This is a genomic window from Altericroceibacterium endophyticum, from assembly GCF_009827595.1.
In the GTDB taxonomy this organism is placed as follows: domain Bacteria; phylum Pseudomonadota; class Alphaproteobacteria; order Sphingomonadales; family Sphingomonadaceae; genus Altericroceibacterium; species Altericroceibacterium endophyticum.
Window position 1 is genome coordinate 192,798 of sequence record NZ_WTYT01000005.1, and the last position, 22,490, is coordinate 215,287.

Annotated in this window: 23 protein-coding genes; 11 read left to right on the forward strand and 12 right to left on the reverse strand. The window is 59.6% G+C overall.

Annotation, left to right across the window (positions count from 1 at the left end; genetic code table 11):
- Window positions 1–117: 117 nt before the first annotated feature.
- Entirely contained in the window at window positions 118–1,353 is a 1,236-nt protein-coding gene (locus GRI91_RS12025; RefSeq protein WP_202385574.1) for a threonine ammonia-lyase, read from the reverse strand.
- A 109-nt stretch (window positions 1,354–1,462) separates the two neighbouring features.
- On the opposite strand from GRI91_RS12025, the gene GRI91_RS12030 reads away from it, so the two are divergent.
- Window positions 1,463–2,362 (forward strand): NAD(P)-dependent oxidoreductase, encoded by a 900-nt coding sequence (locus tag GRI91_RS12030; protein WP_160736929.1) that lies wholly within the window; start codon window positions 1,463–1,465, stop codon window positions 2,360–2,362.
- Window positions 2,359–4,152 (forward strand): amidohydrolase, encoded by a 1,794-nt coding sequence (locus GRI91_RS12035; RefSeq protein WP_160736930.1) that lies wholly within the window; start codon window positions 2,359–2,361, stop codon window positions 4,150–4,152. The genes GRI91_RS12030 and GRI91_RS12035 overlap by 4 nt, the downstream gene beginning before the upstream one ends.
- Window positions 4,153–4,302: 150 nt before the next feature.
- On the opposite strand, the gene tatC is transcribed toward GRI91_RS12035, so the two are convergent.
- The 9 genes from tatC to GRI91_RS12080 all read right to left on the reverse strand — a co-directional run bounded on the left by tatC (window position 4,303) and on the right by GRI91_RS12080 (window position 11,756).
- Window positions 4,303–5,133, reverse strand: a complete 831-nt coding sequence (gene tatC / locus GRI91_RS12040) for a twin-arginine translocase subunit TatC (RefSeq protein ID WP_160736931.1) — start codon at window positions 5,131–5,133, stop codon at window positions 4,303–4,305.
- A 5-nt stretch (window positions 5,134–5,138) separates the two neighbouring features.
- Entirely contained in the window at window positions 5,139–5,636 is a 498-nt protein-coding gene (gene tatB, locus GRI91_RS12045) for a Sec-independent protein translocase protein TatB (RefSeq protein ID WP_160736932.1), read from the reverse strand.
- Window positions 5,637–5,672: 36 nt separating this feature from the next.
- The gene (gene tatA / locus GRI91_RS12050) at window positions 5,673–5,954 is read right to left on the reverse strand and encodes a twin-arginine translocase TatA/TatE family subunit (protein WP_160736933.1); all 282 of its coding nucleotides are present in this window, start codon (window positions 5,952–5,954) and stop codon (window positions 5,673–5,675) included.
- Between the two features lie 30 nt (window positions 5,955–5,984).
- The gene (scpB, locus tag GRI91_RS12055; RefSeq protein ID WP_160736934.1) at window positions 5,985–6,674 is read right to left on the reverse strand and encodes an SMC-Scp complex subunit ScpB; all 690 of its coding nucleotides are present in this window, start codon (window positions 6,672–6,674) and stop codon (window positions 5,985–5,987) included.
- Window positions 6,674–7,486, reverse strand: a complete 813-nt coding sequence (locus tag GRI91_RS12060) for a segregation and condensation protein A (RefSeq protein WP_160736935.1) — start codon at window positions 7,484–7,486, stop codon at window positions 6,674–6,676. The genes scpB and GRI91_RS12060 overlap by 1 nt, the downstream gene beginning before the upstream one ends.
- A complete protein-coding gene (nagZ, locus tag GRI91_RS12065; protein WP_160736936.1) occupies window positions 7,483–8,502 on the reverse strand; it encodes a beta-N-acetylhexosaminidase in 1,020 nt (339 codons plus the stop codon). The genes GRI91_RS12060 and nagZ overlap by 4 nt, the downstream gene beginning before the upstream one ends.
- Window positions 8,503–8,566: 64 nt before the next feature.
- Window positions 8,567–9,256 carry an SPOR domain-containing protein gene (locus GRI91_RS12070; protein WP_160736937.1) on the reverse strand — a complete coding sequence of 230 codons (690 nt, stop codon included), beginning with the start codon at window positions 9,254–9,256 and terminating at the stop codon, window positions 8,567–8,569.
- A 3-nt stretch (window positions 9,257–9,259) separates the two neighbouring features.
- A complete protein-coding gene (gene argS / locus GRI91_RS12075) occupies window positions 9,260–11,008 on the reverse strand; it encodes an arginine--tRNA ligase (protein WP_160736938.1) in 1,749 nt (582 codons plus the stop codon).
- Between the two features lie 97 nt (window positions 11,009–11,105).
- Entirely contained in the window at window positions 11,106–11,756 is a 651-nt protein-coding gene (locus GRI91_RS12080; protein WP_160736939.1) for a hypothetical protein, read from the reverse strand.
- A gap of 77 nt (window positions 11,757–11,833) precedes the next feature.
- Between GRI91_RS12080 and ispH the strand changes: the two genes are divergently transcribed.
- From ispH to rnhA, 3 genes are read left to right on the forward strand one after another with little or no spacing between them, the layout of a single operon-like run.
- Window positions 11,834–12,808, forward strand: coding sequence for a 4-hydroxy-3-methylbut-2-enyl diphosphate reductase (gene ispH, locus GRI91_RS12085; protein ID WP_160736940.1), 975 nt, complete (start codon window positions 11,834–11,836; stop codon window positions 12,806–12,808).
- 9 nt (window positions 12,809–12,817) lie between these two features.
- The gene (gene thrB / locus GRI91_RS12090; RefSeq protein WP_160736941.1) at window positions 12,818–13,792 is read left to right on the forward strand and encodes a homoserine kinase; all 975 of its coding nucleotides are present in this window, start codon (window positions 12,818–12,820) and stop codon (window positions 13,790–13,792) included.
- Window positions 13,789–14,220, forward strand: a complete 432-nt coding sequence (rnhA, locus tag GRI91_RS12095) for a ribonuclease HI (protein ID WP_160736942.1) — start codon at window positions 13,789–13,791, stop codon at window positions 14,218–14,220. Before thrB ends, rnhA begins: the two co-directional genes overlap by 4 nt.
- A 33-nt stretch (window positions 14,221–14,253) precedes the next feature.
- Here the strand turns inward: rnhA and GRI91_RS12100 are convergent, their stop codons facing one another.
- Window positions 14,254–15,351 carry an NAD(P)/FAD-dependent oxidoreductase gene (locus GRI91_RS12100; protein ID WP_160736943.1) on the reverse strand — a complete coding sequence of 366 codons (1,098 nt, stop codon included), beginning with the start codon at window positions 15,349–15,351 and terminating at the stop codon, window positions 14,254–14,256.
- Window positions 15,348–16,313 carry an alpha/beta fold hydrolase gene (locus GRI91_RS12105; protein WP_160736944.1) on the reverse strand — a complete coding sequence of 322 codons (966 nt, stop codon included), beginning with the start codon at window positions 16,311–16,313 and terminating at the stop codon, window positions 15,348–15,350. Before GRI91_RS12105 ends, GRI91_RS12100 begins: the two co-directional genes overlap by 4 nt.
- Window positions 16,314–16,389: 76 nt before the next feature.
- Between GRI91_RS12105 and GRI91_RS12110 the strand changes: the two genes are divergently transcribed.
- The 6 genes from GRI91_RS12110 (at window position 16,390) to GRI91_RS12135 (ending at window position 22,484) form a co-directional block, all read left to right on the forward strand.
- On the forward strand, window positions 16,390–16,875 hold the full coding sequence (locus GRI91_RS12110; protein ID WP_160736945.1) for an A24 family peptidase: 486 nt from the start codon (window positions 16,390–16,392) through the stop codon (window positions 16,873–16,875).
- 94 nt (window positions 16,876–16,969) lie between these two features.
- Window positions 16,970–17,986 carry a Flp pilus assembly protein CpaB gene (cpaB, locus tag GRI91_RS12115; RefSeq protein ID WP_160736946.1) on the forward strand — a complete coding sequence of 339 codons (1,017 nt, stop codon included), beginning with the start codon at window positions 16,970–16,972 and terminating at the stop codon, window positions 17,984–17,986.
- 53 nt (window positions 17,987–18,039) lie between these two features.
- The gene (locus GRI91_RS12120) at window positions 18,040–19,542 is read left to right on the forward strand and encodes a type II and III secretion system protein family protein (RefSeq protein WP_160736947.1); all 1,503 of its coding nucleotides are present in this window, start codon (window positions 18,040–18,042) and stop codon (window positions 19,540–19,542) included.
- A 13-nt stretch (window positions 19,543–19,555) separates the two neighbouring features.
- Window positions 19,556–20,203: a CpaD family pilus assembly protein gene (locus tag GRI91_RS12125; protein WP_160736948.1), complete on the forward strand. Its 648-nt coding sequence runs from the start codon at window positions 19,556–19,558 to the stop codon at window positions 20,201–20,203.
- Window positions 20,204–20,205: 2 nt separating this feature from the next.
- A complete protein-coding gene (locus GRI91_RS12130) occupies window positions 20,206–21,477 on the forward strand; it encodes a CpaE/TadZ family protein (protein ID WP_160736949.1) in 1,272 nt (423 codons plus the stop codon).
- A gap of 35 nt (window positions 21,478–21,512) precedes the next feature.
- Window positions 21,513–22,484, forward strand: a complete 972-nt coding sequence (locus GRI91_RS12135) for a type II secretion system F family protein (RefSeq protein ID WP_160736950.1) — start codon at window positions 21,513–21,515, stop codon at window positions 22,482–22,484.
- Window positions 22,485–22,490 lie beyond the last annotated feature (6 nt).

Genomic DNA, 22,490 nt, shown 5'->3' on the forward strand with positions numbered 1-22,490 from the left:
TCACTGCATTATGCAGTGTCATAGGGCTTGTTTGAAGCGCTTTTTCAAAACACTAGCTGAACACTGACATAGATTCGAAGATTGAGGCAGCGCAAATATTGTCTGCCCCATTTCCGATCAATCCAGTTCCACCATGCTGACGGCATAGCCTTTGGCCTGCAATGCCACGATCAAAGCTTCCAATTGCTGGCGGTCGCGGGCTTCGCATTCAATATCCGTCACCAGCCCCTTGGCAGGGAGATTGGTGAAAATACGCTGATGGTAGATTTCCAGGATATTGACCTGGTGATTGTTGAATTCGCCCATCACCTTGTACAAAGCGCCCGGACGATCCTGCAGGAAGACCCGGAGCCGCGCCAGACGGCCCGAACGGGCAAGATCACGCAGCAGCACGTTGGCGAGCAGGCGTGTGTCGATATTGCCGCCGCACAGGACGATGCCCACCTTCTTGCCGCGAAACAGCTCGGGATAGGCCTGCACAGCAGCCAGACCGGCGGCACCGGCGCCTTCAACCACGGTTTTCTCTATCTGCAGCAGCAGCGCGAGCGCGCCTTCGAGCTGCTCCTCACCCACCAGCACGATTTCATCGACCAGCCGCTTGACGACCTGAGACGTGAATTTTCCGGGGCTTTTGACCGCGATACCTTCGGCCAGAGTGTCTCCGCCACAGGGCAGATCTTCGCCCTTAACCATGCCATACATGGAGGGATAGAGCTGCGCCTGCACACCATACAGCCCGATATCAGGCTTCAGCGCACGCGCCGCCGTCCCGATGCCGGAAAGCAGTCCGCCCCCGCCAATCGGCACGACCAGCGCATCCAGATCAGGCACATCCTCCAGCATCTCCAGACCAACGGTGCCCTGCCCGGCGGCAACATCGGGATCATCGAAAGGATGGACGAAGGTGAGGCCCATTTCCTTTTCCAGTTCCAGCGCATGGGCATAGGCATCATCAAATGTCTCGCCCTCCAGGACCACTTTGCCGCCTACCTGTTCGGTCTGCATGACCTTCACCAGCGGAGTCGTTTTGGGCATCACTATCGTTACCGGAACGCCCAGCCGCGTGCCGTGATAGGACAGGCCCTGCGCATGATTCCCGGCAGAAGCGGCAATCACGCCGCGGTCACGCTGAGCCGGGTCCATCAGCAGCAATTTGTTGAGCGCACCACGCTCCTTATAAGCGGCGGTGAACTGGTGATTTTCAAATTTGAGCCAGACTTCCGCCCCGGTAATCTGCGACAGCGTCTTGCTATGCAAAGTCGGCGTCCGCTGCACTGCACCCTCAATTCGGGAGGCAGCTGCACGGATATGATCAATGGTGAGGAGCTCGGCGGAATTATCTGTTTCTGTCATGGTGAGCGCCCCGTAACCCAAAAAACGCCATAGGGGAACGGCGGCTTCGTCCTTATTGCCTTTCGTAACGGATTGCTTTGTGGGCAATGACGGGGCACCAAGCGCAGCTATGACTACAGCAAAACGGATCGCTTTTCTCGGGCTCGGCGTAATGGGCAGCCCCATGGCCGGCCATCTGGCCGCTGCCGGCCACCATGTCACCGTCTATAATCGCACGGCATCGCGGGCGGAGAAATGGCTGGCTGACCATCAGGCACGCGGCCATTCCGTCGCCATGGCGGCCACTCCGGCGGAGGCCGCTGCAGCGCAGGATCTGGTGCTGACCTGTGTCGGCAATGATGCTGATCTGGCCCAGGTCACATTGGGCGATGATGGCGCACTGGCCGCCATGAAGCCGGGCGCATGTTTCGTCGATCATACGACGGTGTCCCCCGCCATTGCGCGGCAAATCAGCGATGCGGCGGCGGCGCGCGATCTGCTGGCGCTCGATGCACCGATTTCCGGCGGTCAGGCCGGAGCAGAAAATGGCAAACTCTCCATCATGTGCGGCGGCAGCGATGCAGCCATGGCAGCGGCGCATGACATAATCAGCATATATGCGGCGCGCGTTACCCATGTCGGGGATGCAGGCGCGGGTCAGGCGACCAAGGCGGTCAATCAGATCTGCATTGCCGGCATCCTGGCAGGCCTCAGCGAAGGGGTGCGTCTGGCCGATGCCAACGGGCTGGATATGGATAAGTTGCTGTCCGCAATTTCCGGCGGTGCTGCCCAAAGCTGGCAGATGGAAAATCGCTGGGCAACCATGGCGCGCGAGGAGTTCGATTTCGGATTCGCGATCGACTGGATGCGCAAGGATCTGGCCATTGCCTTGAGCGAAGCGAAGGATCGCGGTCTCTCGCTTCCCATCACGGCGTTGGTCGATCAGTTTTACGCGCAGGTTCAGGCCCAAGGCGGCGCGCGGCAGGATACCAGCGCGCTGATCCGCCATCTGCCCAAGGGCGATGCATGATGAACAAGGTGACCTGCCTGCGCGCCGGAGCGGCGCTATCCGCGCTGGCCATTTCCGCGCTAAGCATGCCGGCGCAGGCCGATACGCTGTTCGACAATATCAATGGCATGTCGATCAGCCGTGACGGGAAAATTCACCGTTTTGCCGCGATGGTGGTCGGCGACGATGGCCGAATCACCCACATTCTGAAGCGGGATGACAAGCCACCGAAAGATGTCGAATACCGGGAGGATGGAGAGGGCCGTGTGGTGCTGCCCGGCATGGTGGATTCGCATCTCCATTTGATGGGGGTCGGCCTCGCCACCCTGTCGCTCGACCTTTCCGAGACGCGCAGCCTTGCCGAGGCGCAGCAGAAAATCGCCGCCTATGCCGCCCGCTTCCCCGACCGCCCATGGATCGTCGGACGCGGATGGAATCAGGAGCAATGGGGTCTTGATCGCTTTCCGAGCGCAGCCGAACTGGATGCGGCAGTGGCAGATCGACCCGTCTGGCTGATGCGGGTGGATGGCCACGCCGGCTGGGCCAACAGCCGTGCTCTGGCCCTTGCCGAGATCACCGAACAGACCGAAAACCCCGAAGGTGGCCTGATCATGCGGCAGGCCGGGTCGAAGGCCCCCGCCGGGGTGCTGGTGGATGCGGCAACATCGCTGGTTGATCAGCAGGTCCCCCCGCCCCGCCCTGAAGACCGCGATCTGGCGCTCTATAATGCACAAACCCTGCTGACCGCCCAAGGCGTAACGGCGGCCGCCGATATGGGCACCAGTATTGAAGACTGGATGACCTATCGCCGTGCGGGCGACACAGGCCACCTGACCATTCGCATCATGTCCTATGCCGCCAGCCTGCCGGAAATGCTGCTGATCGGCGGGACCGGGCCGACACCGTGGCTTTATCAGGACCGGCTGCGGCTGAATGGAATCAAGCTCTATCTCGACGGAGCGCTTGGCTCGCGCGGGGCCGCGCTGAAGCAGCCTTATGCCGATGACCCGGGCAACTCGGGGCTGCAATTGCTGAATGGCACCCAATTGCGCAATCTGATGAGCCGCGCGGCGATGGATAATTTTCAGGTGGCCATTCATGCGATCGGCGATTTTGCCAATGCCGAAGTGCTGGACGCGGTGGATGAGCTGTCCGAATCCTACGAAGGGGACCGGCGCTGGCGGATCGAACATGCGCAGATCGTCGATCCTGTCGATATTCCGCGTTTCGGCCAGCATGGCACGATCGCATCCATGCAGCCGATCCATCAGACATCCGACCGGCTGATGGCCGAAGCGCGGCTCGGCCCCGATCGGCTAGCCGGTGCCTATGCCTGGCGCTCGATCGCGGCAACCGGCGCGCCGCTCGCCTTCGGATCGGATGCCCCCGTGGAAGCTCCCGATCCCTTCGCCGGCATAGCCGCTGCCATGTCACGCGCCGATGCGCAGGGGCAACCCTTTGGCGGATGGCAGCCGCAGGAAACGGTCTCCTTGGGGCAGCCGCTGGCCGCTTATACTTCAGTGGGTGCCTATGCCGGTTTTGGTGAGGGCCGCTTTGGCGAACTCAAGGAAGGGCAGCATGCCGATTTCATCGTGGTCGACCGCGACCCCGCCCTCAACAATCCCGAGGATATTCGCGAAACGCGGGTTCTGCAGACATGGATTGGCGGCGTGAAGGTCTATGATGCCCGCGACGGCATGGAAGAATTAAAGACTGAAACTGAAGATGACGCGGCTGATTACGATCCGGCAGAAGACTACACGATGCAGGCAGATACGGCAGGGGAAGATACGGGCGAAATTGGCCGCTGATGCCCAGCCCGACCTGACACCCAACATCATCCGCACAAACACACCGGGCCGAATGACACTGATCATTCGGCCCGGTCAGCTTTCCGTTCATTCCGCGTGTTTTATCGGTCAGCCATTGATGATCTGGCCCCGATAATCACACAGCCAAAATCAGACTGGGTCTTTTTCCTCAGGCGCCGCTTCGTCAACCGATCCGGTCTCTGCTTCTGCCTTCGCGCGTTCCTCAGCATCCTTCTTCTCGCTGAAATACATCAGCATCAGCGAGCCTTCGAACAGCACGATCAGCGGTGTTGCCAACAGGAATTGAGAGACGATATCCGGCGGCGTGATCAGAGCCGCCACGGCGAACACGCCAACAATGACATAGCGGCGAGCGCTGACCAATTGTTCGCGTGACACAATGCCCGCACGGTTCAGCAGCATCAGCAGGACGGGCAGCAGAAAGCTGATCCCGAAGGCCAGAATGAACTGCATGACGAGCGAGAGATATTCCCCCATCGCCGGCAGGGCTTCCTGCTGCAAACCGCCGCGCTCGCCCTCAAATTGCAGGAACCAGCGGAAAGCGGTGGGCATAACGATGAAATAGGCCAGCGACGCGCCCAGCGTGAACAGGACCGGGGTAGCAATCAGGAAGGGCAGAAACGCCTTCTTTTCGCGCGCATAAAGACCTGGTGCGATAAAGGCCCATAGCTGGTTGGCAATCACCGGAAAACTCAGGAAAAATGCCGCGAAAATCGCCACTTTGATTTCTACGAAGAACGCTTCGTAAAGCGCGGTATAAACCAGCTTGCCTTCGCCGGCGGGAAAGGCCTGCGTCAGCGGACGAACTAAAAATCCGAAAATATCGTCTGCGAAATAGAGGCAAATGGCAAAAGTGATCGCCAACGCAATGACGCAGCGCATCAAACGGTTACGCAATTCGATCAGATGTTCGAGCAGCGGTGCCTGCGTGTCATCAATATCTTTGAGCGAAAAAGCCATGGGGTTCAGCGCTCTGATTGAGGCTTGTCGAGCGGCACGCGCGGCTCTTCAGCGGGTTGGTCCTGTGCGGCGGAGCCTGTTCCGCTTGCGGCGCTGCCGGAAGGCGCAGATGTTGAGGCCTGCGCGCCCGCGCTTTTATCCAGCGTCGGCGATGACTTGGCCGCGGCCCGGCTTTCAGCCGATCCCGCCACAGCCGATGCATTCCCGTCATCGGCCCCATCACTTTTTCCAGTATCGCTCTGATCAGTGAGCGGGCGCATTTCCTCTGCCGGATGCTCAGCCATGATCTTGGCGTTCTGCTCTTTCCATTTCTTTTCCATATCCTCCATCTCGGCCTCTCGAATCATCGTATCGAGACCGGTACGGAAATGGGAAGAAACGCGGCGCATCTTGCCGATCCAGCGTCCGGCAGTCCGCATGGCGAGCGGCATATCCTTGGGGCCAATGACGACAACCGCCACCACCACGATGATCAGCAACTCGCTCGCACCAATATCAAGCATGGGCGGCGCCCGTCCTGTGTCTGTAAATGCTGCGGATCAATGGGTGGATTTGTCGGCGGGCTTCGGCTCCTGCGCGGCCGGTTCCGCAGGCTTCGGGTCCTGCGCCGCTTGTTCGGCGGGCTTTGCCTCATGCACAGGGCCTTCAATCCGCGGCGCGGGCTTGGTGGGCTCTGGGGTAGATTCGTTTTCACCAAGGCCTTGGCGGAAGCTTTTCACGCCTTTGCCAAAATCGCCCATCATCTCGGAAATCCGGCCACGGCCGAACAGCACAAGAATGACCAGCGCAATGATGATGATCTGAAAGGGTCCGATATTCACAGCGGGAAACTCCAAAAATGTGTGACTGACCTAGGCGCTTTGCTCAGGATTTTCCAGCTTTGATACGCGCGAAGATGAATCTGTATCATTCGATGTTACTGAATTCTGCCGCTCTTCGCCGCCCTCGCTGGCATTGCCCTCGGCATCAGAGCCAGTGTCCCCCATCAGGGCATCATAGGCATCTTCCACCGGGTCGAGTAGCCCGGCGGCTTTCAATTCGTCCAGTCCCGGCAACTCCCGGCGGCTTTTAAGGCCGAAATGTTGCAGAAAATCGGGTGTGGTTGCATAAATCACCGGACGTCCCGGCACTTCGCGTCGTCCGGCGACACGCACCCAGCCCGCTTCCATCAACACATCCAGCGTGCCCTTGGCTGTCTGCACACCGCGAATGGATTCGACTTCCGCCCGGCTGACCGGTTCGTGATAGGCGATGATCGCCAGCACCTCGGTTGCCGCGCGGGACAGGGTGCGGATCTGCGCCTTTTCCTTGCGCAACAAATGCGCCAGATCAGGCGCCGTCTGGAATTGCCAGCGCCGCCCGATTTCCACCAGCCTGATCCCGCGTCCCTCATAGAATTCCTGCAATTCGCGCAGCACCGGCCGGACATCTTCGGCCCCCAGATGCGTCGCAATCGCCTCTGCGCTCAGGGGTTCTTCCGCGGCGAACAGCGTTGCCTCCACAGCACGCAGCACATCATCCGAAAGCGGCTTTTCACTCATCAGCTGAGCCGCCGCAGATGCAGCGGGCCAAAGGCCTCGTCCTGCCGGAGTTCCGCCCGCCCCAACCGCGCCAGTTCCAGCGCAGCGACGAAGCTGGAGGCCAGGGCCGAACGACGCAGGCGCTCTTCCGCATGAGCGGGCAGGAAGTCGCGCAATTCAACCCAGTTCAGCGTCACGCCCAGCATGGAGGAAACCCTTTCCAGCGCGCTTTCAAGGGTCATGACGGGCCGCTCACGCACCATATGCACGCTGGGCTGGGTTCGGGCGCGAACCCAGCCATAGGCTTGCACCAGATCGAACCATTCGCAATCCCAGGCGCGCTTGCGGTCAACGCGCAAACCCTCGGGAGCACCGCGCGCAAAGACATCGCGCCCCAACCTGTCACGCGCCATCAGCCGGGCTGCCGCTTCGCGCATCGCGCTCAGCCTTTGGAGACGCAATTGGAGCCGCAAGGCCAGTTCTTCAGGGCTGGGATCTTCCTGTTCATCCGTCGGCAGCAGCAGCGCTGATTTAAGGTAGGCCAGCCATGCTGCCATCACCAGATAGTCCGCCGCCAGCTCCAGCTTCAGCGCCTCTGCCTCGTCAATATAGCTGAGATATTGATCCACCAGCGACAGGATGGAAATGGTCCGCAGATCCACTTTTTGCCGCCGTGCCAGATCGAGCAGCAGATCGAGCGGCCCCTCCCACCCGTCCAGTTCGAGATAGAGCGCCTCACGCTCATCCGCCGCTGGCGCACTGCCCGGCAGGCGGTCCCATTCCTCGGCGCCGGGAAAGGCAGCATTGCCTGACGAGGCACCGGTCTGGTTCATGCGTTCTGTTTTACCAGATCAAGCAATTGATCGCGCTTCGCCGCCAATTCACTGCGGTCCGGAAGGTCAGCGGCGTTTTGGACAGGGTGAAGGGCACGCTGCAAACGCGCGGCGGCATTTTCGGTGATGCTCGGACACGCCGCCGCAATCCCTTCCATATCGGCCATTTTTGCCCAGCAATTCAGCACAATATCGCAGCCTGCAGCCAGAGCCGCTGCGGCGCGTTCCGGCACCGTACCGGACAAGGCCTCCATATCCACGTCGTCGGTCAGCAACAGACCGTCAAAGCCGATCTCTCCGCGAATAATATCGGTAATGATCGTGGGCGATAGGGTCGCCGGACGGTCGCTGTCGAGCGCCGTGTAGAGCACATGGGCCGACATGCCGATCGGCGCGTGATTCAGCGTGCGGAAGGGTTCAAAATCAATCGCCAGCTCATCGCGGGCAGCATCCACCACCGGCAATTCCTTGTGACTGTCCGCCCCGGCGCGGCCGTGCCCAGGAATGTGCTTGATGCAGCCCGTCACGCCGCCGCTCGCCAGGCCGTCCAATATGGCCCGGCCCAGGGCGGCAACCTGCATCGGGCTTCCGCCCAGGGCGCGATCGCCGATCACATCATGCGCGCCGGGCTGGCGAACATCCAGCAGGGGCAGATAATCGACATTGATGCCCGCTTCAGCAAGATCGAAGGCCAGCATTTGCGCATTGACCCGCGCGGCCTCTATCGCGCTGGCGGGGGCCAGATCATAGAGATCGGCAAAGACTGCGCCGGAGGGAAAAGCGTCCCATTCCGGCGGTTTCATCCGGGCGACCCGCCCGCCTTCCTGATCAATCGATATCAACAGATCATCGCGCCCATGCACCGCGCGCAAATCATCAGTCAGAGCGCGCAATTGCTGCCGGTTTTCGATATTGCGGGCGAACAGGACATAGCCCGCCGGATCGCTTTCCTTAAAGAAAGCGCGTTCATCATCATTCAGGGTCAGGCCGGAAAGGCCGAATATAGCTGGTGTCATGGAAGCGAGTTTGCAGCAATTGCGATGCGGTGCAAGCGTCGCATGGCCGGTCGCGTGCTAGCGCTCAGCGTTTGACCTGACAGGCGGCGCCCAGTGCCTGCAATTCGCGGCACAGCAATCGGGCCTCCTTGCGTGACGCCCTCACGGCCTGCAGGCGATACACCCGGCCAATATCCGCTTGCCCTTCGACGATCCGGTGCTTCACATCATGCAACACGGGGTAGCGGCGATGCAATTCGCTCCAGCCCTGTCTGGCATCTTCGCGCGATGTATAGGCCCCGACCTGTACGCCGACATCCGACATCTCAGCCTGGTCGGATTTGCTGTCAGAGGCATCGCCTGATGCCGCGTCTGCCGGGTCCGGTACGTCGGGCAGCTCTGCTATCCGTCCCTCACGGCTCTGTCCCTCGGCCACGGCAAAGCTGGTGTCCCCGGTCCCTTCAAAGGTCATGCCACCGGGGTTTTCCGGCCGTGTTTTATAGGGCGTTTCCGGCGCGGCGATGGTGCTGCCATCGGGCTGGATTGTGTCCTCAGAATCGCCGTGAAAAACCCACCACAGTCCTCCGATAATCAGAAGGAGCAGGAACAGTCCCGACAGGGAGAAAGCCACGACGCGGGCCGTATCCACTTCGCGCCGATCCGAATCGTCATCCGGGCTTGCCAGCCAGGGAAGACGATCCTCTTCGATCTCAAGATCGAAAGCACGATCCTGCGCATCCCTGCTACTGCCCCAGTTCCCGCCTGCCGTGGACATGAATTACAACTCCTCGACTGCCTCCACACCCAGCAATGCCAGACCATTGCGGATCACCTGCCCAATCTGATCGGCCAGGAAAAGCCGCGCTGCGGTCAATTCGGCATCCTCAGCCAGAATGATCCGTTTGCCGGGGTCATCATTGCCCATGTTCCAGAAGGCATGGAACGCAGCCGCCAGATCATACAGATAAAATGCGATCCGGTGCGGCTCACGCGCCAATGCGGCGGCTTCCACCTGACGGGGGAATTGGGCCGCCTGCTTGATCAGGGTCATTTCATCATCGCCCATCCGGTCAAGCGCGTCAGCAGATGGCTGCACTCCGGCCTCGGCCTTGGCCTTGCGCAAAGTGGAATGAATGCGGGCATGGGCATATTGGACGTAAAAGACCGGGTTGTCCTTGCTCGCTTCCACCACTTTGGCGAAATCGAAATCCATCTGCGCTTCCGGCTTGCGGGTCAGCATGGTGAAACGCACCACATCCTTGCCCACTTCCTCCACCATATCGGCAATGGTGATGAAATTGCCCGAGCGCTTGGACATTTTCACGGGCTCACCGCCGCGCAGCAACTGCACCATCTGAACCAGTTTCACGTCAAAGGGAATCGCCGTGCCTTCGCCTTCGGACAGCGCGGCCACCGCCGCCTTGATCCGTTTTACCGTACCGGCATGGTCAGCACCCCAGATGTCGATCAGTTCGTCGGCCTTGTCCGCCTTCTGCATATGATAGGCGAGATCGGCACCGAAATAGGTCCAATTGCCATCGCTCTTCTTGATCGGGCGATCCTGATCATCGCCAAAGCGGGTGGAGCGGAACAGCGGCAGTTCAACCGGCTCCCAATCTTCGGGCGTTTTGCCCTTGGGCGCCTCCAATATGCCATCATAAACCAGATCATGCGCGCGCAGCCATTTCTCTGCCGCTTCGGGTTTACCGGCGGCCTGCAATTCGGCTTCGGACGCGAAGACATCGTGATGAATGCCCAGCATGGCCAGATCGGTGCGAATCATGTCCATCATAGCGGCGACCGATTTTTCGCGGAACAGCGTCAGCCATTCGCTCTCAGGCGCGGCGGCATATTGATCGCCGAATTCATCGGCCAGCTTCTGCCCCACGGGTTTCAGATATTCGCCGGGATAGAAGCCCTCGGGGATTTCCCCAATGTCTTCCCCCAGCGCTTCTTTATAGCGCAGATGGGCTGAGCGGGCGAGTGTTTGCACCTGCGCACCGGCATCATTGACGTAATATTCGCGGATCACGTCATGCCCGCCAAATTCAAGCAAGGCCGCCAGTGCATCGCCCACGACCGCGCCCCGGCAATGGCCCATATGCATGGGACCAGTCGGATTGGCGGAGACATATTCGACATTGACCGTCCGGCCTGCACCGCGCGTGGAGCGGCCGTAATCGCTCTTCTGCGCCGCAATCAGATCCAGCTCTTTCAGCCAGTTCGAATGGGCCAGCCGCAGATTGATGAAGCCCGGTCCGGCGATTTCAGCCGCATCGATTTGTGGATCATCGGCCAGTTTCTCCACCAGCTTTTCAGCCAGAGCGCGCGGGTTGGTCTTGGCCTGTTTCGCCAGCACCATCGCGGCATTGGTGGCCAGATCGCCATGGGAGGGATCGCGCGGCGGTTCGACCGCAACATTCCCGCGCGGCGTACCGGCGGGCAGAACGGCTTCGGCTTCCAGTGCATCGAGCACCGCGTCGATCTTTGCGGCATAGGCCGCATACAGAGTTTGCTGCTTAGACATAGAGGCGCCGTTAGCGCCTATTGCCCCCGGGGGGAAGAAGGGAGCATCTTTTCATGGGGCAGCGCCCCATCCTTAGCTCCCTTCAAAACTCCGGCATTTAACGTGTTGCGTTATAAGCCAGCTGATCCTCGGTCAGCTGAAAGCCGACCAGCAATTCGAAATTGGCGCGCGCCAGAGCGGCGCGGACATCTGGCTGCGTCAACGGATCAATCGCCGCATCCGCATCGCCTGCCTTGCGCTTGCGGGTGATTTTTTCACGAATCTCATCCGGCAGGGTTGCCTCTGCCCGGTTGATCGTAGCCCCGGCACTGGCGCTTGCATGCGCGCGCGCCTCGCCATCGGCAAATTGAAGCGTCACCGTGCCCAGGCGCTTGGCCACAACCGCGCTCCCGCCGCGAACGACGGAAGAGAAATAGGGCAATTCAACGCTGCGCGCACCGCGTGTATCACGGCGCTGGGCATACACATCGAAACTGGCCGTCGCGCGGACATCCTGCGCGTTCAGATCATCACATTGCGTGCGGACATTGGTAATGCTGGCCGTCACATCAATGGCATCAGCCGTGCGGGCATTGGCGGGCGAGAACAGGGTCACATCCCCGGTATAGTCAGGCACACCAACGGCCGGGCACACTGATCTTAATGCAGTGATACCCACGCCCTGCTGTACCACAATGTCGCCTTCAGACTTGCAACCCGCCAGCGCGGTGGCGGCAGCAGCAACGGTGAGCAAAGCGCGAAATTTCATCACAGATCCTCAATCAGGAATAATCGCGGCGTTCCTAGCCCTTTCGCCGCAGGCCGACAACCGCTAGAGCGAGCCGTATGAACGCGCCCTTTCCAAATCGCGCCGCAGACGCGGCTAAATTGCCCCTAACCGTGCTGATTGCGGCACCACGGGGCTTCTGCGCCGGTGTCGACCGCGCGATAGAAATCGTCGAACGGGCGATCGAACGCTACGGCGCGCCGGTCTATGTCCGGCATGAAATCGTGCATAACCGCTATGTGGTGGATGGTCTGAAGGCCAAAGGCGCGATTTTTGTCGAGGAACTGGACGAAGTGCCGGATGGGGTTCCGGTGATTTTCAGCGCGCATGGCGTCCCCAAATCGGTGCCGGCCGAGGCTGAAGAACGCGGCCTGACCTATGTTGATGCCACCTGCCCATTGGTGAGCAAGGTGCATCGTCAGGCCGAACGGCAGATCGAAGCGGGGCGGCATATTCTGTTTATCGGCCATCGCGGCCATCCCGAGGTCATCGGCACATTCGGTCAGGTTCCCCCCGGCGGAATGACTCTGGTCGAAACGCTGAGTGATGTCGAAACACTGGACTTTCCGGAAGGAGAAGAGCTGTCTTTCCTCACCCAGACCACGCTTTCTGTCGATGACACCGCTGCTATCGTCGAGGCGTTGAAACAGCGCTACCCCAATATCGTCGCACCCAAAGCAGAGGATATTTGTTACGCCACATCGAATCGGCAGGCGGCGGTAAAGGAAATTGCCCCGGCCAGTGATCTGGTGCTGGTGATCGGCGCGCCCAATTCATCCAATTCGCTGCGTCTGGTCGAAGTCGCCGAGCGTTTTGGCACAAAGGCTCATCTGATTCAGCGGGCATCCGAAATGGAGCCCTCATGGCTGGAAGGTGTCGCAACGCTGGGACTGACCGCAGGCGCGTCGGCGCCAGAGGAACTGGTGCGTGAAGTGATCGACCGTCTGGCCGAATGGCGCGAGGTGGAAGAGCATACGCTGGTGACCGCCGAAGAAAAAATGGTCTTCAAACTCCCCCGCGAAGTCACTGAATAGAGCACGCTCATGGCCGTTTACACGCATCTGTCCGCCGAAAAGCTGGGCGAGCTGATCCATGCCTATGATGTTGGCGACCTGATTTCCGCAAAGGGCATTGCGGAGGGGGTTTCCAATTCCAACTGGCTGATCGAAACCACCCGCGATCGCTATATCCTGACCATGTATGAAACGCGGCTGGATCTCAAAGATCTGCCTTATTTCCTTGGCCTGCTCGATCATCTGGCCGCCAAGGGCAGCCCGGTGCCGCGCACGATTCATGATCGGGAAGGCGCCGCCTACCGGATGCTGGACGGTAAAGCGGTTGCCTTGATCGAATTCATGTCAGGCGTTTCCATCGGCACGCCTGAGCCGCAGCAAGCACGCGCGGTCGGCGCGGCGCTGGCCGGATTGCACAAGGATTCGGCAGATTTCGAACCCAGCCGGGACAATACAATGGGCCTGTCCGCCTGGCGGGAATTGCTCGAGGATTGCGGGCGGCAGGGCCTTGCCAGTATCGATCCGACGCTGCCCGATCTGGTCAGCGAAAAGCTGAGCTTCCTCGATGATAACTGGCCCCGGCAATTGCCACAGTCCGTGATTCACGCCGATCTGTTCCCCGATAATGTGTTGATGCGCGGGAATGAGGTCAGCGGGCTGATCGATTTCTATTTCGCCTGCAATGACACAACCGTTTACGACCTTGCCGTAACACATGCGGCATGGTGCTTTGATGATGATGATCAGTTCCAGCCAGACATCGCGGCTGCCCTGCTGGAGGGATATAGCAGCCAGCGTCCCCTCTCAGCCGCAGAATATGACGCCCTGCCCGTGCTGGGTCAGGGCGCGGCCATGCGCTTCCTGTCAACGCGGGCTTATGATTGGCTGAATACGCCGGCGGACGCCATGGTCACGCGCAAGGACCCGATGGCCTTTGCCCGCAGGCTGAATTTCTATGCTGAAACGGGCAGCGCCGCCTTCCCCGGCTGCAAGGTCCAATCATGAAATATGTCGAATTGTTCACTGACGGGGCCTGTAAAGGTAATCCCGGCCCCGGCGGTTGGGGTGCTTTGCTGCGCATGGGCGAGCATGAGAAGGAATTGGTTGGCAGCGAGCCGGAGACCACCAATAACCGCATGGAAATGATGGCCGTCATTCAGGGTCTGAACGCGCTGAACCAGCCATGCCGGGTCGATATTTATTCAGACAGTAAATATGTGATCGATGGCATCACCAAATGGATCCATGGCTGGCAGAAAAAAGGCTGGAAGACAGCCTCCAAGAAACCTGTCGCCAATACCGATCTTTGGCAGGAGCTGCTGGCGGCAATCAAACCGCACGATATCACATGGAATTGGGTCAAAGGACATGACGGCCATGTCGAAAATGAGCGGGTGGACCAGCTCGCCAGCGACGCGGCCGCAGCGCTTTAAGCGGCAAACCGGCTTTCGCCGAACAGCAACAGCTTACCTGAAACGGCTGGGCGAATAGGCCGCCGGATCAAGATCGTGCGTCATCGCATCTCTGGACTGATCCAGCAGCAATTGTGCCCCCAGCCGCGCCGCCGCGGGCGCCGTCTGAATGCCGAAACCACCCTGCCCCGCGAACCAGAAAAAGCCCTCACAATCCGGGTCGAAACCATAGACCGGCAAACGATCCGGGGCGAAACTGCGCAATCCGGCCCAGCGATGCTCCAATACATCGACGCGCCAATCGACGACTTGCTGCAACCGGTCGATGGCCAGAGCTACATCCAGTTCCTCGGCCGCTGCATCACATGCAACGCTGGGCGTTTCGTCATGCGGACTTAGCCAGAGCCGTCCATTTTCGGGTTTGAAATAGAACTTTTCTGCAAGGTCAAGCACGAGCGGCAGATTGGCCGATGGCGCGGGATCGGTCCGCAATTGCGCGATCGTACGACGATAGGGAATTATGCCGAGTGGGTTGGCGCCGCAGCTTTGCGCCACCGGATCAGCCCATGCCCCCGCCGCATTCACCACCACCGCTGCTTCAAATTGCTGCCCGTCACTCGTTTCCAAAAACCAGACGCAATCGCGCCGCTCCGCCCGGACAAGGCGCGCCCGGCTTCGCGGCGTTACGCCTGCACGCCGCAAGCGGGTGAGGTAATGCGCATGCAAAGCCGCGACATCGATATCGCAGCAAGTGGGCTCCAATATTCCGATCGTCCAATCGGGCTTCAAGCCGGGAATCCGCTCGGCCAGCTCTGCGCGTCCGAGCATGTGCATCTCGACACCGGATGCAGCGAATCTCTTGGCAAAGGCATCCGCTTCACTCTGCTGATCACTGCGCCCGATGGTCAATGCGCCGCGATCAACCAGAACGCCCTGTTCTTGCAGATAGGGGCCAGCGGCAGTGGTCAGCGGCTGCACGCCCGGCCCGCCATAGGTTTCCACCCAGAAGGCAGCCGAGCGTCCGGTCGCGTGATAACCGGGCCTGTCCTCAGCCTCCAGAATCAAAACCTTTGCATCGCCTGCCAGCTCTGCGGCCAGACTGGCTCCAGCCATTCCGGCGCCGATTATCGCAATATCGAATCGATTGTTCATGGTTGGGTGATGCGGTCGAGGAAGTTGTCGATCCTTTCAAGTGCCAGATGCCGCACCGGGTCCACTTCGCGCAATATTTCGTGGCGCGCCTCCTCGCCAAAAAACAAGGTTTCGCAATTGGGCAAACGCTGCGCCGCGCGTTCGAGCGCACGAAAACTGACCAATCGGTCCGCCCGCGTGCCGAACAGAAATACCGGTATGGTAATCTTCTCCAGAAAACCGGGCTGCTCAAGCACCCGGATCGATGCCAGCGCCCGTTCGACCCAGCGCCAGCTCCCCGGCCCCATCACGATTTCCGGGCGGGCTTCGCGCCACCATTGTTCATCCCGATAGCGCTCGTGATCATGGGTCAGCAGCATGCTGCGCGCTTCGGGGAAAGCGCCGGGTTTTTCACTCCACTTCCAGGCCGGGCGGCGATCATCACCAATCCGGCTCATGAATTTGGCGATCGCATGCAGGATCGGCAGAGGCACTTTTTCCGGCAGCAATCCGGCCATCGGTGCGGATAGAATGAGACCATCGGGCGCAACGCGTCCCTCACCCACGGCACGCATCGCCAAATGCCCCCCCATCGAATGCCCAAGCAGAATATGCGCGCCCGGCTGCCCGGCAACTTTCGCCTGCCAGAGGGCCGCGAGATCATCCAGCCAGATGGCAAAGTCCGCGATATGGCCGGTATATGCATCCTTCCCGAATCGCCCCGATGCCCCCTGTCCGCGCCAATCGGTGGACACCACATGCCAGCCATTTCGGGCCCAGTGATCGCACGCTTCGAGATATTTTTCATAGGCATCGCCGCGCCCCGGCAGGAACAGCAAGGTGCCCTTTTGCCCCACCTGCTGCGGCCATTCGATCAGCCGGATAGAATGGCCGTCGGGCGCCTGCCAGCGCGTTTCCGATACGTCTTGCGGGATCTCACGCGGGTCGAACGATGCACGGTCAGAGGATAGCGGTGCGGCCATGACCTGCTCCTATCGTGGTTACTATTTGGTAAGCCCTGATCTGTAGCACGAGGCTTCGAAACACAGGGGCCTTTTGATGACGAAAGAAACAATCCAGTATGGCCTGCTACTGATCCTGGCAATCGGCCTGCTGATTGCTGCCTTCACAGATTTGCGCTCGCGCAGGATCGGAAACTGGCTGAATGGCGCGATTGCGCTGGGCGCACCGGTTTTCTGGTGGTCCAGCAATTTAAGCCTGTGGCCGGATATCGCGATACAGATCGGGCTGATGCTGGTGACGCTGGTGGTTTTGAGCGGCCTGTTCGCCTTGCGGGCCATGGGCGGCGGCGATGTAAAATTGCTCACCGCACTGGCCCTCTGGATATCACCCATATGGTTCCTGAAACTGGTAATTATCACCGCAATCGCCGGCGGCGTGCTGACGATCATCTTCGGCGCATTTCACGTCATGCGTCGGCGCAAGGATCGCATCGCAATTCCCTATGGCGTGGCAATTGCCTTTGCCGGTCTGTGGGTTCTGGCCGTGCATTACTTCGCGCCCCTCACGCCCAGTATGGTGTGAGGCCATGAACCTCATTTTAACCATTGGGATCATAGCATTAGGCAGTCGCAATAAGAAACCGGCGGCAACGCCAGCATGAAGGGCATAACGGACCATGGATAGAAGAAAGCTCGTATTGCTGATTGGTGCGCTGATCATTGCGATCGGCACAGCCATGGCGGCACGCAGCATCTTCGCGGGCAGCGGTGCTCCGGAAGCGGAGGCCGTGATGGCCGAACCGCAAGGCCCCAAAGTGCTTGTCGCCCAGCGCTCCCTGCCGGTGGGAACAATCCTGACCGCCGATTCCGTCAGTTTCCAGCTCTGGCCAAAGGAACTGGTTAAGGACGCCTATTACATTGACGGCGAAGCCGATATTCAGAGCCTGTTGGGCACCGTTGTGCGCAACCCCATTACCGCCGGTGAACCGATTACACAGGGCACTCTGGTCGCACCCGGTGACCGCGGCTTCCTGGCCGCAGCTCTGACACCGGGCATGCGCGCCGTGACCGTTCCCGTATCCGCACAGACCGGTGTCGCAGGCTTTATCTTTCCCGGTGACCGGGTCGATCTGATGCTGACGCAATCGGTTGAGGGGGACGGCCGCGCGCTGCATGCGTCGGAAACGATCCTCCGCAATTTGCGCGTTCTGGCAACAGACCAGTCCACGGAAACCACCAAGGGTGATGACGGCAAGACACAGGTGCGCACTTTCAGCCTGGTCACGCTGGAGGTTACACCGCGGATCGCAGAGAAGATCTCGGTCGCGCAAACCATTGGTGAATTGTCATTCTCGCTGCGTTCGCTGGCGGATAACCGCACCGAGCTTGAGCGTGCCATCGCATCGGGTGACGTATCCGTTCCTGATAACGCCACCCCCGAAGAAGAAGCCGCCATTCTGGAAGCGGCCAGCTCCCGCCCCGAGGATGGAAGATCAACCTATGTCACGGGCGGCGATGTCTCACGCTTTCAGCGCAGCTCGATCCCGCCGCAGAACCTGGCGGCCAATAATAATGTTGCGCCTCCCCCGACGGCCATGGCCGCCGCACCTGCCGCGCAGCAAAGCAGCAACAACGGTCCGGTAGTTCGCGTGACACGCGGCGAAAACACCGTAGAAGTACCGTTGGGGAATTGATCGCCATGTCCAACACAGCTCGCATCCCCAGCGATATTTCGGATGATTGCACAATGACGAGGACCGTTTTGAAGGCTGCTCTGGGCGCTGCATGTGCACTGGTGCCCCTGCTTCCGGTCAGCACAGCCCCCGCTCAGGCGCAGGCTGTGACACAGGAACCGCGCGAGGAGATTAACCTGTCAATCGGTCGCGGTCATCTGCTGACCATACCGGGGCGGATGAGCGATGTTTTCATCGCCAATGAAGCCGTGGCTGATGTGAAGATAAAATCAGCAAGACAGCTTTATCTGTTCGGCCGTTCCGGCGGCGAAACCACCGTTTATGCCAGCAATTCCGCCGGCGACATCATCTGGTCCGCCACCGTGCGGGTTGGGAATAATATCAACAGCCTCGACCAGATGCTGTCTCTGGCCATGCCGGATGCAACCATCGGTGTGGCCACCATGGGCTCCAATGCCTTGCTGCTGACCGGAACGGTAGCCAGCCCGGAAGACGTGGCCGAGGCCGAACGGCTTGTGCAGGCCTTTTCAGGTGACGATGTGCTGGTCGTTTCACGCCTGAAAATGTCGACTCCGCAGCAGGTCAATCTGCAGGTCCGGATCGCGGAAGTCAGCCGTTCGCTGGTGCGCTCCATGGGGGCCAATCTCGCGACGCAAGACAAAACCGGCGGTTTCCAGTTCGGTATCGGCCAGGGGCGCGGTACTGGTGCCATTGACTTCGCTGAGGATGGCACCGGCAATAGTTCAATTATCCAGAGTCCCGGCGGCACGACCATTGGCGGCATCGGCAAGTTGCTCGGACTGGATATCGGCGCTGCCTTCGACCTCGCGGAACGCAATGGGTTGGTCACAACCCTGTCACAGCCCAATCTGACCGCTCTATCCGGTGAAACCGCAGAGTTTCTGGCAGGCGGGGAATATCCGATCCCGATCAGTGAAGGTTTCGGCACCGTCTCGATCGAATATCGGAAATATGGTGTCAGTCTCGCCTACACGCCCACCGTGCTCAGCAATGGCCGTATCTCGATGCGGGTCCGTCCTGAGGTGTCGGAGCTTTCCAGCGAAGGTGCGGTATCACTCGGCGGCTATTCCATCCCCGCCCTGACCATTCGCCGGGCAGAAACCACGGTGGAACTTGGCTCGGGTCAAAGCTTCATGATTGCCGGGCTGCTGAGCAACAACGCCCAGAAAGCGATCGACAAAGCGCCGGGCCTGGGTGATCTGCCCGTACTCGGCAATCTGTTCAAATCGCGCGAATTCCAGAAAGGACAGACCGAACTGGTCATCGTCGTGACGCCCTATCTGGTGAAACCGGTAAATGCGAACGACATAAAATTGCCGACGGATGGCTTTGAATCGGCCGATGCCGCCGAACACTTCTTCAATATAGACCATGATGGACGAACGGGCGGCACGCGCCCCATGCCTCAATTGGCCCCCGCGCCTGCCGTTCCGGCTCCAGCCACGCCCAGCGCCAACAGCCAGGCGGATGATCGCAACCGCGAAAACGCCGCAGATCCCGCCAATACGCCCAATGCGGGCTTCAGCTTCGACTAAAAAGGGTTTCGTGATGCAAGTTTTCCTGAAACGAGCCGGCGCCGGAATAGCAGTCGCCATGTTGGGCCTCAGCCTGTCGGCCTGCGGCGACACCCCTACCAATGCTTCGCTCTACAGCGTGAAGCAGCCCGTGGTCGAAAGACACACTTTGGCAATGGATCTGCGTGAAGGCTATGGCGGTCTCTCCATGCCAGAGCAGCAAAGGCTCGGTGAATGGTTCAATGCCCTCGAACTGGGTTATGGCGACCGGATTGCCATCGCCGGTTCCGGCACTGCCCGCGAAACCAAGGAAAGCATCGGCGCAGTGGCGGCCCGTTATGGCCTGTTGCTGAGCGACGTTCCGCCAGCCGTCGCCGAACCGCTGGCGCCTGGAACTGTGCGCGTCGTGGTCAGCCGTTCACGCGCCTATGTGCCCGGCTGCCCCGATTGGTCGGACAGAATAGCCAGCTTTCTCGAAAATGCGACGGACGACAATTATGGCTGCGCGGTCAATAGCAACCTTGCCGCCATGGTGGCTGATCCCGAAGACCTGATCCGCGGCAATAGTGATGACAGCGTGATCGCCGCCGGTCTTACCGCCAACAAATCCGTTGACGCCTATCGCAACAGACAGCTCACCGGCGGTGAAGGGTTGAGCGAGGAATCGGCCGGAGAGAACTGATCATGACGAACGGTATGCCTGCCAACCGCGATCCCTTTGCCGCGTTCATCTGTGATGATGCTTCGGTTGATGTCATCCGTCCGGTGATCACTGAAATGGGCTGGCCAACAGAAAAATGCAAAAAAGGTGGCCTGCGCACTGCTGTGCAGTCCCTGTCGATTTCGGCCAGTCCGTCCATCCTGATGGTTGATCTGTCGGAAAGCAGTGACCCCATCAACGACATCAATGCATTGGCGGAAGTTTGCGAACCCGGAACAGTCGTCATCGCCATCGGTCGCACCAATGACGTGGAGTTGTACCGCAATCTTCTGAGCAGCGGCATTCACGATTATCTGGTCAAACCCCTGAATGTCGAACAGGTCAAAACCGCTCTGGCCAGTGCCCAACTGGTATTTGCCGCGCCCAAAACCAGTGAAGCAGATCGGGCCAATGAGCATTTAGCCACGGCCGTGGTCAGTGTGCGCGGAGGTTCGGGCGGATCGACTGTGGCCACATCGTTGGCCTGGTTGCTCGCCACAAAGCATAATCGCAACACCGCCTTGCTGGATCTGGACATCCATTTTGGCGTGGCCGCATTGTCGATGGATCTTGAGCCTGGACGCGGGTTGGTGGATGCTATCGCCAATCCCAACCGGATTGATAGCCTGTTTATCGAACGCGCGATGATCCGGCCCGAGGAAAAACTTGCCATCCTTTCAGCCGAGGCCCCACTCGACAAGGAATTGATGACCGATGGCGCCTCATTCGTGCAGCTAACCGAAGAATTTCGGCAAGCGTTCGACATGACGGTGATCGATCTTCCGCGGGAGATTATGATCCACTTCCCTGAAATGATGAAGGGCGTGAATGCGATTGTCTTGGTGGCGGAAATGACGCTCGCTTCTGCGCGCGACACGATCCGCATTCTTGCCTGGCTTCAGAACAATGCGCCGGAGACGACCACGATCCTGGTTGCCAACCGAATGCAGAGCGGTGCTCAGGAAATCAGCAAAGCAGATTTTGAAAGCTCGGTTGAGCATAAGGTGAACTTCGCGCTTCCCGAAGACCGCAAAGCCTCCGTCAACGCCGCCAAACTGGGCCAGACCGTGGCGCAAGCAGGCAGTTCCAGCAAACTGGCTACCGCTCTCAAGGAAGTGGCCGAGGCGATGGTTGAGGCAAGTGAAGATGGCGATATCGATCTTTCCGACACCGGACCGACCTCCTTTTTGGATAAGTTCGATCTCAAGTCATTGATTTCGAAAAAGGCGAAACCAACCACTCACGAAAAGGTGTAATGACGCGCTTAAAATGAAGCACGGCGGCTAACATAATGGGCATGACCGAAATCATCCTTCTTTCAGCGATTGTGCTGGTATTTGGCTATGTGGCCTATCGCCTGCTGGGCGGCCCATCAGCCAATAAAGCCAGCCAGCGCCGCTTGCAGGCTGTGCGTTTTCGGCATGCCGCCAGTACAACCGACAAGGTTGAATCGCAGTTGCGCAAGGCCATTGCCTCCCGGCGCCCCCGCGCTCATCGGATGGCAGGTTCAGGTTCGCGGGTCGAAGCACTTTCCGTGCGCCTCGAACGCACCGGGCTTGGCTGGTCACTCTCGCAATATCTCTATGTCTCCATCGGGATTGCGGTTGTCTTCACCGTGTTGCTGTTCTTGCAGACCGGAGCTGCCTTGCTCTCACTTGGCATTGGCGTCGCAGCCGGGGCAGGATTGCCGCATATGATCGTCAACTGGATGATCAAGCGGCGGATCAACGGATTTAATGCAAAATTCGCCGATGGGATCGACTTGCTGGTCCGCGGTCTGCGCTCCGGCTTGCCGGTATCGGAAACATTTACTCTGGTGGCGAGCGAAATTGGTGGCCCGGTGGGCAAGGAGTTTCGCGGTGTGGTTGAACGGATCAAGATCGGCCGCACAATGGAGGAAGCCCTCCAGGTGACGGCTGACCGGCTGGGAACGCCAGAATTCCAGTTTTTCGTCATCACGCTCGCCATTCAGCGCGAAACCGGTGGTAATCTCGCCGAAACGCTGGCCAATTTGTCCGACGTGCTGCGCAAACGCACGCAGATGAAGCTGAAAATCAAGGCGCTCAGCTCCGAAGCCAAGGCATCTGCCTATATTGTCGGCTTCCTGCCCTTCGCCGTGTTTACCATGATCTATTGGATCAACCCCGAATATCTTGGCGGTTTCTTCACCGATGACCGACTGATTGCGGTCGGTCTCGGTGGACTTCTCTGGATGAGCATCGGGGCCTTTGTAATGGCCAAGATGGTCAGCTTTGAGATCTGAGGCGGG